Raw genomic sequence first — 14,095 nt, 5'->3', positions numbered from 1 at the left:
GGCTCGCGTGCCCTGGCACCGCACCTCGCCGCGTTGTCGTCAGTCGCCATGGCTCCGCCATGACTCCTTCCTCCGCCTTGCGATGCACGGCACCAGACCCCGCTCACTTATCCGGCCTGATCCAAAAGACAGGCCCTAGCCCCGGCCGCACCCGGCACCGCACCCGCACCCGTCCCCGCCCTGGAGGGCCGCATGACCGACCGGCGGATCCGGCATCTGATCTCGATCGACGACCTCCGCGACGAGGAGCTGTCCGCGCTCGTCACCCGTGGCGCGGCCTTCTCGGCCGGCACGGCCGGGCACCCCCGCCCGCTCGAAGGAACCGTCGCCGGGATCTACTTCAGCAAGACGTCCACCCGTACCCGTACCGCCTTCTCCAGCGGGGCGCTGCGGCTCGGCGCGCAGATCATCGCGTACGGCCCCGGCGATCTGCAGCTCAACACGGGGGAGACCAGCGAGGACACCGGCCGGGTCATGTCCCGGATGCTCGACGTCCTCGTCGCCCGCACCGCGGGCGACCCGGCCGAGATGCGGGCCTGGGCCACTCAGGACCGGATGTCCGTCATCAACGCGATGAGCGCCGACGAACACCCCACCCAGGCACTGACCGACCTCACCACGCTGTACCGCCGCTTCGGCCGGATCGAAGGGCTGCGCATCCTGTACGTCGGGGAGGGCAACAACACCGCGGCGGCCCTGGCCCTCGCCCTGACCCGGTTCCCCGGCGTCGAGTTCGAGCTGCGCACCCCGCCCGGCTACGGCCTCACCGCGTCCGTACGCGAACGGGCGGCGGCCCACGCCGAGCGGCACGGCTCCGTCCTGCGCGAACAGCACCACATGGCGGACCTCCCGGCCGACCTGGACGCGATCTACACCACCCGCTGGCAGACCACCGGCACCAGCAAGCCCGACCCCGACTGGCGGCGCGTCTTCGCGCCCTTCCAGGTGACGGCCGGGCTGTGGGACACCAGCCCCAAGGCGGTCTTCCTGCACGACCTGCCCGCGCACCGGGGCGACGAGGTGACCGCCGAGGTCCTGGACGGGCCCGCGAGCATCGCCTTCGACCAGGCGGAGAACAAGATGCACAGCGCCATGGCGGTCCTCGAGTGGTGCCGCGGCGGCGGCCCGGCCGGTGCGGAGCCGCACCGGTGAGTGTCGTCGCCGGGACACCGGCCACCGCCGGGGCGGGCGGCCCGCCGCCGCTGCGCGCGAACCGTGACTTCCGGCTGCTGTGGACGGGCGCCGCCCTGTCCTTCCTCAGCAGCCGGGTCACCGCCGTCGCCTATCCGCTGCTGGTGCTCTGGCACACGGGATCACCGCTCGCCACCTCGGTCGTGTCCTTCGCGGCGCTGCTGCCGCTGCTGCTCGTGCAGCTGCCGGCCGGCGCGCTGGTGGACCGCTGGGACCGGCGGCGGCTGATGATCGGCTGCGAGGCGGGCCGGTTCCTGGCGCTGGCGACGGTGGCTGCGGCCGTCGCCACCGGGACCGTCTCGGTGCCGCACCTCGCGGTCGTCGCGTTCGTGGAGGCGGCCCTGACCATCTTCTACCGGCTCGCGGAGCGCGGCGCCGTACGCAACGTGGTGCCGCAGGAGCAACTGCCGGCGGCGCTGGCCGCGAACGAGGCGAGGAGCCGGGCCGCCGGCCTGGTCGGACAGCCGGGCGGCACACTGCTGCACGCGCTGACCCGCTGGGCGCCGTTCCTGTTCGCGGCCGTGGGCAGCCTCGTCTCGCTCGGCACCCTGCTGCTGATCAGGAAGAAGTTCCAGCAGGAGCGGCCCGCCGGGCCCAGGCGGCGGCTGCACAGTGAAGTGGCCGACGGCATGCGCTGGTTGTGGCGGCAGAGGTTTCTGCGGGCCGCGCTCGGGTTCGTCGCGGGCAGCAATGTGCTCTTCCAGGTGCTCGGGCTCGCCCTGATCCTGATGTTCAAGGAGGAGGGGCGTTCCTCCGCCACCCTCTCCATCGTCTTCGCCCTCAGCGGCGTGGGAGGTCTGCTCGGGGCGCTGAGCGGCGGCTGGTGGTCGCGCCGGTTCAGCCAGCGGGCCGTCCTCATCGGCGGCGCCACCGCCTGGACGGTGCTGATGACCAGCATGGCGCTGGTGCGCGACCCGTTCGCGCTGGGCGCCCTGTTCGCCGGGACGAGCTTCGTCGGCGCCGCGTTCAACGTGACCGCCGGCGTGTACCAGGTGCGCACAACCCCGGACGAGATGCAGGGCAGGGTCGCGAGCACCGCGGGCCTGCTCGGTTCCGGAACCAACGCGCTGGGCGCGCTCGGTGGCGGACTCCTCCTCACGGCCTGGGGGACGACCCGTTCCGTGCTGCTCGTCGGCGCCGTCATGGCCCTCCTCGCAGCGGTCGCGGCGATCAGCCCGGCGCTGCGCACCGAGGAGCCGGCGGGCTCGGAGGCGCCGCCCCGATGAGCGACGCCGCTACGCCGATACGCCGAAACGCAGCGACCGAGGAGACCCGTTGCCCAGATCCGTGATTCCGCCGGTGGACGCCGGCCCGTGGTTCCGCCGCTACAGCAGGACCGCACGGCCACGGCTGCGGCTCGTGTGCTTCCCGCACGCGGGCGGCAACGCCCAGCTGTTCCACGGCTGGGCGGGCCTGCTGCCCGCCGACGTCGAGCTGCTCGCCGTCCGTTACCCCGGCCGACAGGACCGGCTGGCCGAGCCGTGCGCCGCGACGATGGACGAACTCGCCGGCCCGGTCACCGAAGCCCTCGCCCCCCACCTCGGCCTGCCGCTGGTCCTCTTCGGCCACAGCATGGGGTCGTCGGTGGCGTACGAGGTGGCCGCACGGCTCGAAGCACAGCATGCGGTCAGCCCTGCCCGGCTGCTGGTGTCCGGCCGCGCGGCCCCGCACCACGCCAAGCGGACCGGGCTGCACGACGCGGACGACGACGCTCTCATCGCGGGCATCCGCGCCCTCGGCGACCTGGGGTCCGAGGCCTTCGACATCCCCGAGCTGCGGGAACTGCTGTTGCCGCCGCTGCGCGCCGACTACCGGCTGATCGAGTCCTACCGTCCGTCCCGTCCCGTCCCGGTCCGCTCACCCATCACCGCGTACGTCGGGACCGAGGACCACGGCTGTGTACGCGAACACGTGCTGGCCTGGGCCGAGCTGACGACGTCGGGGGACTTCTCGCTGCGCGCCTTCGAGGGCGACCACTTCTATCTGGTGCCTCGCGAGGCGGAGCTGCTCGCGGATGTGGCCCGGCGCATCGCCCCCGTGACACGGGATGGAGAAATCATAGCGTCTCTATAGAAATCCCTATAAGCATCCGATAAATGAGAGGAACTCAGCGATGACGGACATCCGGACCTGGACACCACTGGAGATCGAGGCGGAAGGCGTCGGTGGGCCCCAGGAGCTCACGGAGCGGCTCGGTGAACTCGGCGGCACCGGCCTCGGGGAACTGCTCGTTCAGGAGAAGGGCCTGGTCTTCCGGGGATTCGACGTCACCCGCGACGAACTCGACCCGGTCCTCGACCTGCTGCTCCCCAATCGCCTCGCCTACGTGCACGGCAACTCGCCGCGCACCAAGGTCGGCAGCAACGTCTACACCTCGACCGAGTACCCGCAGGAATTCACCATCTCGATGCACAACGAGATGAGCTATGCGCACGCCTGGCCCGCCAGGCTCGCGTTCTACTGCGAGATCCAGCCCGGCACCGGCGGCGCCACCCCCGTCGTCGACGCCGCCGTCTGGCTGGAGTCCCTCGACGCCGAGGTCCGGGAGGCCTTCGCCGGCGGCGTCCGCTACGTGCAGAACCTGCATGACGGCTACGGCCTCGGCAAGAGCTGGCAGGACACCTTCGAGACCGGTGACCGCAAGGCCGTCGAGGAGTTCCTCGCCGGCACCGGAGCGAGCTGGGAGTGGAAGGCCGACGGCGGGCTGCGAGTCACCTCCGTACGACCGTCCACCACCCGCCACCCGGTCACCGGCACCGAGGTCTGGTTCAACCAGGCCGACCAGTGGCACCCCGCCGGCCTCGGCGACGACACCGCGGCCGCACTCGCCCAGATCCTCCCGGAGGACGAGCTGCCGCAGACGGTCACCTTCGCGGACGGCAGCCCCATTCCGCAGGAGTACGTCTTCCAGATCCGCGACCGGGGTCTGGACGCCGCCGTGAACGTCGACTGGCGCCGGGGCGACCTGCTGCTCATCGACAACGTGCTGCTGGCCCACGGCCGCCGCCCGTTCACCGGCGACCGCCGGGTGCTCGTCGCCATGTCCGACTGACCGCGGGTCACGGACCTAGGGCCTGTCTTTCGGATCTTGCCGGGCTCGCGTGCCCTGGCACGCGCTCCCCCGTAGCCCTTCGGGCACGGGAGGTGCCCCCACGCTGCGTTGTCGTCAGTCGCCGACGCTCCGCGTGGGCTCCTTCCTCCGCCTTGCGATCACACGCACCAGACCCCGCTCGCTGATCCGGCCTGATCCAAAGGACAGGCCCTAGGACCGGAAAGGAGGTCCGCCGATGGGCGCCGAATACCGGAGCCTCACGGAGAACGACGCCGTCCACATCTGGCAGGGCAGGGTTCCCGAGCTGCCCGACCCGGCGGACGCGGCGCTGCTCTCCGAGGAGGAACTCCTCGTCGTACGGCGCAGAACACCGCAGACGGGCGTCCGCTACGCGGGCGCCCACGCCGCGCTGCGACGCATCCTCGCCCGCTACCTCGGCACTCCACCGAGGAGCATCGGATTCGGGCGGCGCCGCTGCCCGCGCTGCGACGACCCCGAGCACGGACGGCCCTCCGTCAGCCGGCCGGCCACCGGACTCGACTTCAACCTGTCGCGGTCCGGGCCGTACTGGATCGTCGCCGTGGTGGCCGGACGGCAGATCGGCGTCGATCTGGAGGACGCCAGGACGCTGGACTTCAACGGCTCCGCGGAGCTCGTGATGTCCACGTCCGAACTCGCGCATCTGCGGGCGCAGAACACCGAGGCCGCGCGGATGAACGCCTTCTTCCGCAGCTGGACCAGGAAGGAGGCCGTCGTCAAGGCGAGCGGTGTCGGCATCGTGGCCGATCTGCGCGCCGTCGACGTACGTCCGGACGTGGCCGGCCCCGTGCTCGTACGGCACCGGGAACCGGCCGGGCCGGACAGCTGGCTCGTCCAGGACCTGCCCGCGGGCCCCCATCTCTTCGCCGCGCTCGCCCGCGAGGCCGGCAGCACCGGCCCCGTGATCCTGCGCGGCTACCACGACGGCTCGGCGGTGCCGCTGCCCGCTCCGCCGCTGACCGAAGGAGCAGTCACCCCATGACCACCACCGAGACCGCCCCGGACACGGGGTCGCTCGCCGCCGTCGTCACCGGCGACGGCGGCCCGGTCCAGGAGCACATCTCCCGGCACCGGGCCGAACTGCGGGAGTTGCTGACCGAGCGTGGGGCCCTGCTGCTGCGCGGCTTCGGCGTCGGCGGCGCCGAGGGACTGGACCGCACCGTGCGGGCCTTCTCCGGCACGCCGCCGCTCACCTACGCCGAGCGTTCCTCACCGCGCTCCACCATCAAGGGCCAGGTGTACACCTCGACCGACTACCCGGCGGACGAGGAGATCTTCCTGCACAACGAGAACTCCTACCAGGCGGTCTGGCCGCTGAAGCTGTTCTTCTACTGCATCGAGCCCCCGCACAGCCTCGGCGCCACCCCGCTCGCCGACATCCGGCGCGTCTACCGGGAACTGGACCCCGACGTGCGCGAGGAGTTCGAGCGTCGCGGCTGGCGCGTGGTCCGCAACTTCCACGCCGACTTCGGGGTGCCGTGGCAGGAGACCTTCGGCACCGAGGACCGCGACCAGGTCGCCGCGTACTGCCGGGACAAGGGACTCGACGCCCACTGGCGCCCGGACGGCGGCCTGCGCACCACCGCGGTCCGCCGGGCCGTGCACACCCACCCGCTGACCGGGGAGCGTGTCTGGTTCAACCACGCGACGTTCTTCCACGTCACCTCGCTGGCCCCCGAGGTCCAGGAGGGTCTGCGGGAGATCTTCCCGGACGAGGACCTGCCGACCAACACGTACTACGGCGACGGCGGGACGATCCCCGACGCCGTCATGGACCATCTGCGCGCCGCCTACCGGGCCGCGTCCACCCGCTTCGACTGGCAGCGCGACGACGTCCTGATCGTCGACAACATGCGGGCCGCGCACGCCCGGGAGCCGTTCACGGGCCCGCGCAAGATCGCCGTCGCGATGGCCGAGCCGGCCGGCTCGGAAGCGACGGCCTGACGAAGGAGCTGACCCATGGGAGCCGGATCACCCGGGCCGCGCACGACCGACGAACTCCGCGCCGAACTCCTCAGACGCCGGCTCTCGGGCGGGCGACGACGCGACCGGCCCGATCCGGCTCCCCGGGCCGACCGCTCCAGGCCGCTGCCGCTCTCCGCGGGGCAGCGGCAGATGTGGTTCCACAACCGGCTGCACCCCGAGAGCGACGAGTACCTCGTCACGCTCGCGCTGCGGTTGACCGGTGAGCTCGACGTACCGGCGCTCCGCCGCGCCTGGGACGGCGTGCTGGCCCGCCACGAGATCCTGCGCACCCGCTACCTCCTGCGGGACGGCTCGCCCGTGCAGCTGATCGACCCCGCCGAGGCGGGCACGCTCACCCTCGACGACCTCACCGGACTGCCGGCCGGGCAGCGGGAGTCCGCGGTGCCGGCGCGGATCGAGCGCGAGGGCGCCCGGTCCATGAACCTGGAGCGGGAGTGGCCCGTGCGCGGCACGCTGCTCCGGTGCGCGGCGGACGAGCACGTACTGATCCTGATCGTGCACCACATCGCGTGCGACGCCTGGTCCACCGGGCTCTTCGCACAGGAACTGGGCGACCTGTACCGGCAGGGCGCCTCCGGCGGCGACCCCCTGCCGCTTGCGACCCAGTACGCCGACTACGCGGTGTGGGAGAACGAACGGACCTCCGGGGACGCACTCGCGGACGACCTCGCCCACTGGCGGCGCGAACTCGACGGACTCACTCCGCTCGAACTGCCGGCGGACCGCCGGCGCCCCGCGGTCCGGGGGAGCGACGCCGGCGCGATCACCCACCGCATCCCCAACGCGGTGGGCTCAGCCGTACGGGAGGTGGCGGCCCGGGCCGGGGCCACACCGTTCGCGGTGCTGCTCACCGCCTTCCAGGTGCTGCTCTCCCGGTACACCGGCCGCACCGACATCGCCGTCGGCACGGTCTCCTCGCTGCGGGTCCGCCCCCAGTGGCAGCGGATGATGGGGTACGGCATCAACAGCCTCGTCATCAGGACGCGCTGGGACCACGACCCGACGTTCAGCGGGCTGCTGACGAACGTCCGGCAGACCGTTCTGGACGCGTTCGACCACCAGGACGTGCCCTTCCCGCTGCTGGTCGCGGAGCTGGAACCCGAGCGTGACCTGTCCCGTACCCCCCTGTTCCAGGCCCTGTTCACCCTGCGCGAGGAAACGGTCACCGACTACCGGCTGCCGGGTGTGACGACGACACCCGTGCAGCCGCCCAGGGCCAGAGCCCGATGCGATCTCTCGATGGTGGTCGACGAGGCACCCGACGGGGCGTTCACCGCGCGGCTGGAGTACGCCACGGAGCTGTTCGACCGGGCCACCGCCGAGCGCATGCTCGGGCAGTACGTCCGGCTGCTCGGCGCGGCCGTGGACCGCCCGGACGCACCGCTGTCCGCCCTCGATCTGCTCGACGAGACGGAGCGGGCCCGGCTCACCGCCCCGCCCGCGCGCCGGGAGGTGGACCCGCGGCCCATCCCCCGGGTGTTCGAGGAACAGGCGGCACGTACCCCGGACGCGGTCGCCCTGTCGTACGAGGGCGAGACACTGACGTACGCCGAACTCAACGCCCGCGCCAACCGGATCGCGCATCTGCTGCGCGCGGAGGGGGCGGGACCCGAGACCCTGGTCGGAGTCCTCCTGGACCGGGGCATCACGCTGCTGCCCGCGCTGCTGGGCATCCTCAAGTCGGGCGCGGCCTACGTCCCGCTCGACCCCGCCACGCCCGACGCCCGGCTGGAGCTGATCCTCGAGGACACCCGCGCGCCCCTGGTGCTGACGGACAGCGCGCACGAGGAGCGGCTCTCGGCGCGGTACTCAGGGAAGTCCGTGGCGCTGGACCGGCAGCGGCCGGAGCTTGCGGCGATGCCCGCGGCCGACCCGGAGCCGGCGGGTCACATCGACGACCTCGCCTATGTCATCTACACCTCCGGCTCGACCGGCCGGCCCAAGGGCGTACCGGTCACCCACCGCAATGTGCGCCGGCTCATGGACACGACCCGCGAGCATCTCGCCTTCGACGAGCGCGACGTGTGGACGCTGTGCCACTCGCACGCCTTCGACTACTCGGTCTTCGAGATGTGGGGCCCGCTGCTGCACGGCGGCCGGCTCGTCGTCGTACCGCCCGACACCGCCCGTTCCCCGGGCGAACTCCTCGACCTGCTGGTCGAGGAGCGGGTCACGGTGCTCTGCCAGACACCGTCGGCCTTCCGCGGCCTGGTCTCGGCGGCGGCCGACGGCGGCCCGCAGGCCGGGAGGCTCGCCCTGCGGGCCGTCGTGTGCGGCGGTGAGCAGCTGCAGATCCCCGAACTCGGGCCCTGGTGCGACCGGGTGGGTCTCGACCGCGTGGCCGTGCTCAACATGTACGGGATCACCGAGATCACCGTCCACGCCACCTGCCACCGGGTCACCCGCGCCGATGTCGACACCACGGCCGGCAACCCCATCGGCCGCCCGCTCGCCGACCTCGCCGTCCGGCTGCTCGACCCGTACGGGAATCCCGTACCGGTCGGCGTCCCCGGAGAGATCCATGTGAGCGGGCCGGGAGTGGCACGCGGCTACCTGCACCGGCCCCGGCTGACGGCGGAGCGGTTCGTCCCCGACCCCTTCGGGCCACCCGGCTCCCGGATGTACCGCAGCGGTGATCTGGCGCGCCAACGGGCCGACGGCGGCCTGGAGTTCCTCGGCCGGATCGACGACCAGGTGAAGATCCGCGGCTACCGCATCGAGCCGGGCGAGGTCGAGACCGTGCTCGCGGCGCACCCCTCCGTCCGGGAGGCCGCCGTCGTCGTACGCGAGGACGAGCCCGGTGACAGGCGGCTCGTGGGGTACGTCGTGCCCGCGGGCGACACCACCGCCGAGGCGGCCGAACTCCGCCGCCATCTGCGCTCGTCACTCCCCGAGTACATGGTGCCCGCGGCCCTGGTCCCGGTGAGCACGCTGCCGCTCACCCCCAACGGCAAGCTCGACAGACGCGCCCTGCCCGCGCCCGGCACCGGGGCGCCGGAGCTGGGCCCGGACCGGACGCGGGCCGAGCCGCGCACCCCCGCAGAGCGGGAGTTCGTCCAGGTGTGGTGCCAGGTGCTGGGTCTGGAGGGACTCGGCGTCGAGGACAGTTTCTTCGACCTGGGCGGTGACTCGATCCGTGCGGTGGCCCTGGTGGGCGCGCTCCGCGCGGCCGGGTACGACGTGACGATCCGCGATGTGTTCGACCAGCGCACGGTCGCCGGGATGTGCGCGGTGGCCGCGGACCGTGCCCCGGCGCGAACCCGCGCGGCGGTCCGGCCGTTCGAGCTGATGAGCGCCGCGGACCGGGAGCGGCTGCCGGCCGGCCCGGTGGACGCGTACCCGATGACCCAGACGCAGATCGGCATGGTCATCGACATGCTCGGCCACGACCGGCACAACACCTACCAGAACGTCGCCACCACCCGGATCCGCGACGCCGTGCCCTTCTCGCTGCCCGCGCTGCGCGAGGCCGCGGCGACCGTGGCGGCACGGCACGAGGTGCTGCGTACCTCCTTCGACCTGCACTCCTGTTCCGTGCCCGTGCAACTGGTGCATCCCTCGGCCGAGGTGCCGGTCGCGGTACGGGATCTGCGCGGGCTGGACGCGGACGCCGTCCTGGAGAGCCTTCACCGGTTCCACGACGAGGACCGGGCCCGGGTCTTCGACCTCACCGAACCGCCGATGCTGAGGCTCACCGTCCATCGCACGGACGACGGGTGGTGGCTGTCGGCCTCCGAGTTCCACGGAATCCTGGAGGGCTGGAGCTACCACTCGCTGCTGCGGGAGCTGCTGGACTGCTACCGGAGCATCCGCGAGTCCGGCGCCCCCGGGCCCTATCGGCATCCCGGGGTGCGGTTCGCCGACTCCGTCGCCGGCGAACTGCGGGCACTGGCCTCGGCCGAGGACCGCGGCTACTGGGCGAGGACCGTCGACGAACAGCCGGCTTTCTCCCTCCCGGCGGGCTGGGGCGACCAGGACCGGCCCCGCGAGGACTTCTGGGTGTGGGTGCCGTTCGACGACCTGGAGGAAAAGCTGCGCGCCCTGGCGGCCGGCGCCGGTGCCTCGCTCAAGAGCGTGCTGGTGGCCGCGTACGGCGCAGTGCTGAGCCGGCTCACCGGTGAGTCCCGTTTCACCAGTGGGGTCGTGGTGCACACCCGGCCGGAGACGGCGGGCGCCGACCGGATGTTCGGGGTGCATCTCAACACGGTCCCCTTCGTGTTCCGGCGCGCTGCCGGCACCTGGCGCGAACTGGTTCGCACGGCCTACGACCACGAGGCGGAGCTGTGGCCGCACCGCTGGTTCCCGATGCCGGAGATGCAGCGGGACGCCGGGGGACGACGACTGGTCCACGTCGTCCTCAACCATGTCGACTTCGCGCGGCTGGAGAGCGACGCGGTCGACATGGGCACGGTCATGGCGCCGGGCAAGACGGAGTTCGACCTCGCCTTCACGACGGTCTCGCGGCGGATCAGCCTGAAGACCAACACCACCGTGCTGACCCGCGCCAACGCGGAACGGGTGGCGGCGCTGTACCGGCGGGTGCTGGAGGCGATGGCCGCCGATCCGGACGGGAGCGCGGAACAGGTGTTCCTGGAGCCGGAGGAGGCGCGGCTGCTGGACCGGGTCAACGACACGGCGTGCGCGGTCGGGCCGGAGTCGGTGCTGCGGCTGTTCGAGGAGCAGGCGGCGCGGAATCCGGACGCGGTCGCGGTGGTGCAGGGCGACGAGCCGGTGTCGTACGCGGAGCTGGACGGCCGGGCCGACCGGCTGGCGCATGTGCTGCGTGAGCGGGGTGTGGGCGCGGAGTCGCGGGTGGCGGTGCTGCTGGACCGCGGGCCGGACCTGATCGCCGCGCTGCTGGCGGTGTGGAAGGCCGGTGGTGCGTATGTGCCGGTCGATCCGTCCTACCCGGCGCGGCGGGTGGCGTCGATCACGGAGAGCGCCGGTGTGTCCGTGGCGGTGACCTCGTCGGCGTACACGGACCGGTTCGACGGCGTGGAGCTGGTGCTGGCCGACCGCCTCGCCGACCGCTCGGCCGACCGCTCGGCCGGCACCGGTGCGGTGCCCGCTCCGGAACGGGCAGACGACCTCGACACCCTGGCGTATGTGATCTTCACGTCCGGTTCGACGGGCCGTCCGAAGGGCGTGGAGGTGTCCCACCGGGCTCTGGTCAACCATGTCTCCTGGGCGGCACGGGAGCTGGCGTCCGGTGGCCGTGGTGGAGCGCCGCTGTTCTCCTCCGTCGCCTTCGACCTCGTGGTGCCCAACCTGTGGGCGCCGCTGGTGACCGGTCAGGCCGTGCACACCGTCCCGCAGAACACCGGCCCCGGCGACCTGGCGGACCGGCTGACCGCCATGGCCCCGTACAGCTTCGTCAAGCTCACCCCGGGCCATCTGGACCTGCTGGCCGAGCAGCTCACCCCCGGGCAGGCGAAGGAACTGGCCGGCGTCCTGGTCGTGGCAGGAGAGCCGTTGCGGTGGACGACGGTCCGGCGCTGGCGCGCACTCGCGCCGGACGTACGCCTGATCAACGAGTACGGCCCGACCGAGGCCTGCGTCGGCACGACCACCCATGAACTGGGGGCAGTTGGCGGCGCCGGTGGCATCGCCCCGATCGGAACGCCCCTGCCGAACATGACCGTGCACGTTCTCGACGACTCCATGCGACAGGTGCTGCCCGGTGTCGCCGGTGAGCTGTACGTCGGTGGCACCGGTGTGGCCCGCGGGTACGCCGGCCGCCCCGATCTCACCGCTGAGCGGTTCGTGCCGGCCCCCTGCGGCCCGCCGGGCTCGCGTCTCTACCGCACCGGCGACCTCGTACGGCAACTCCCCGACGGGGAGGTGGAGTTCCTGGGGCGGGTGGACGACCAGGTCAAGATCGGCGGGTACCGGATCGAGCCGGGCGAGGTGCAGGCGGTGCTGGCCGGGCATCCGCGCGTGCGTGACGCCTTCGTCGCCGCGCACGAGGGGGAGCTGGCCGCCTATGTGACTCCGGCGGTGCCCGAGGACATGGCCGGGTACCTGGCGGAGCGGCTGCCGAAGTACCTGGTCCCGGCGACCTTCACCGCGCTGGACGCCCTGCCGCTGAACGCCAACGGCAAGGTCGACCGCACGGCCCTGCCCGCCCCCGGTCTCCCCGGCCGGGACGGCGCGGGCGACGACGACGGCTACGTCGCTCCGCGCACGGTCACCGAGGAGCGCATCGCCCGCATCTGGGCCGACGTTCTCGGCGTCGCACGCGTCGGCGCCCAGGACGGCTTCGCCGGACTCGGCGGTCACTCGCTGAAGGTGATCCGTGTGCTCGCCGAAGCCCGGCGCATCGGCCTGCCGCTGACCCTGCGCATGCTCTACGAGTACGACACGCTGGCCGGGCTCGCGGCGGCGGTGGACGCCCTGCCTCCCGGGCAGCCGGCGCCCGAAGCGCGCCGCACCGGGCCGGCGCCCCGGCCCCGCCACCCGTCCGTGCTCGGCGCGGACGTGCTGCTCGCGGCCATGGACCGGCACCATGTGCCGGGCGCGGCCGTGGTGCTCCTGCAGGGTGGCGAGGTGGTCTCGGCCGAGGGGTACGGCGTCACCGCCGCCGACGGCGCCGAACCCGTGACGCCCCGTACGCCGTTCCGGGTGGGCTCGATCAGCAAGCATGTGACGGCGCTGGGAGTCCTGCGCCTGGCCGCCGAGGGCGTGCTCAACCTGGACGCCGACGTCAACCGGTACCTGACGTCCTGGCACGTCCCGGGCCAGTCGCCCATCACCGTCCGGGAACTGATGAGCCATCAGTCCGGGCTCGGTCCGGTGCCCGCCGCTCACTACCGGCCCACCGACACGATGCCCACGGTGCTCCAGATCCTGCGCGGTCTGCCCCCTGCCACCAATGCGCCGGTCGGTGTGGAGCTCCCCGCCGGGCAGGTCTTCCGCAAGAACGGTGTCAACTTCTCGGTCCTGGAACTCCTGCTCCAGGACGTGACGGGGGAGAGCTTCCCCCGTCTCATGGAACGCCTGGTCTTCGGCCCGCTGGGCATGACCGACAGCAGCTTCGACCAGTGGTACCCGGAGCGGTCCGCCGGTCCCGCCGCCGCGGGCCACGACATGGACGGAACTCCGCTCCAGGGCCGCTGGCGCATCCGTGCGGAGGCGGCGTCGGGCGGGCTGTGGTCCAGCGCCGCGGATCTGGCCAGGGTGGCCGTGGAGATCCGCCGGGCACGGCTGGGCGAGCCCGGCGCACTGCTCCTCACCAGGCCGCTCGCCCAGCAGATGCTCACCGTCCGGCATCCGGGCAGCTTCTACGGACTGGGCACGGTCGTGGACGGGACGGGCGGCGGGACGGAGTACGGGCACGGCGGCCGCACGGCGGGCTTCCGGGCCGGCACGTTCACCCGGCTCGACAGCGGCGAGGGCTTCGTCGTCCTCACCAACGCCGAATCCGGCCAGGGCATCGGTTCCTTCGTGGCGGACGCGCTCAGGCGGACCGGCGGACCGGCATCGGCCGCGCGCTGGACCGGCGGCGGAGCCGACACGCCGGTGGACGACGACGCCTAGCTAGACGAGTAAGTTCTATCTCCCGCCTGCTCCGCGACGCCCGGCACGCACTCCCCCTTAGCCCTTCGGGCACGGGAGGTGCCCCCACGCCGCGTTGTCGGGATCGTCCAAGTACGCCCAGTACGAGGACGACTCTCCGCCTGGCATCTGCACGCACCGGACGCCGCGAAGCCCGCCCTCCGGGCGGACGGCGGGAGATAGGACTTACTCGTCCAGGGCCGGTCGTTCGGATCTTGCCGGGCTCGCGTGCCCTGGCACGCGCTCCCCCAGAGCTTCGCCTGGGGGGGGGGA

Annotated in this window: 7 protein-coding genes; all 7 read left to right on the top strand. The window is 72.7% G+C overall.

Annotation, left to right across the window (positions count from 1 at the left end; translation table 11 throughout):
- Positions 1-192 precede the first annotated feature (192 nt).
- The 7 genes from ACWGI8_RS11155 to ACWGI8_RS11125 all read left to right on the top strand — a co-directional run bounded on the left by ACWGI8_RS11155 (position 193) and on the right by ACWGI8_RS11125 (position 13,804).
- Positions 193-1,152, top strand: coding sequence for an ornithine carbamoyltransferase (locus ACWGI8_RS11155; RefSeq protein WP_453659888.1), 960 nt, complete (start codon positions 193-195; stop codon positions 1,150-1,152).
- Positions 1,149-2,417 (top strand): MFS transporter, encoded by a 1,269-nt coding sequence (locus tag ACWGI8_RS11150; RefSeq protein WP_453659887.1) that lies wholly within the window; start codon positions 1,149-1,151, stop codon positions 2,415-2,417. The genes ACWGI8_RS11155 and ACWGI8_RS11150 overlap by 4 nt, the downstream gene beginning before the upstream one ends.
- A gap of 49 nt (positions 2,418-2,466) precedes the next feature.
- The gene (locus tag ACWGI8_RS11145) at positions 2,467-3,264 is read left to right on the top strand and encodes a thioesterase II family protein (RefSeq protein WP_453659885.1); all 798 of its coding nucleotides are present in this window, start codon (positions 2,467-2,469) and stop codon (positions 3,262-3,264) included.
- Between the two features lie 40 nt (positions 3,265-3,304).
- Positions 3,305-4,243 (top strand): TauD/TfdA family dioxygenase, encoded by a 939-nt coding sequence (locus tag ACWGI8_RS11140; protein ID WP_453659883.1) that lies wholly within the window; start codon positions 3,305-3,307, stop codon positions 4,241-4,243.
- A 235-nt stretch (positions 4,244-4,478) separates the two neighbouring features.
- Complete coding sequence (locus tag ACWGI8_RS11135) at positions 4,479-5,264, top strand: 4'-phosphopantetheinyl transferase family protein (protein WP_453659881.1); 786 nt, start codon at positions 4,479-4,481, stop codon at positions 5,262-5,264.
- The gene (locus ACWGI8_RS11130; protein WP_453659880.1) at positions 5,261-6,226 is read left to right on the top strand and encodes a TauD/TfdA family dioxygenase; all 966 of its coding nucleotides are present in this window, start codon (positions 5,261-5,263) and stop codon (positions 6,224-6,226) included. Before ACWGI8_RS11135 ends, ACWGI8_RS11130 begins: the two co-directional genes overlap by 4 nt.
- A gap of 15 nt (positions 6,227-6,241) precedes the next feature.
- The gene (locus ACWGI8_RS11125) at positions 6,242-13,804 is read left to right on the top strand and encodes an amino acid adenylation domain-containing protein (protein WP_453659878.1); all 7,563 of its coding nucleotides are present in this window, start codon (positions 6,242-6,244) and stop codon (positions 13,802-13,804) included.
- The last annotated feature ends 291 nt before the right edge of the window (positions 13,805-14,095 follow it).

This window comes from Streptomyces sp. NPDC054841 (assembly GCF_053611045.1).
The sequence above is the reverse complement of the archived record's forward strand: the minus strand, read 5'-3'. Positions and strand labels throughout refer to the sequence as shown.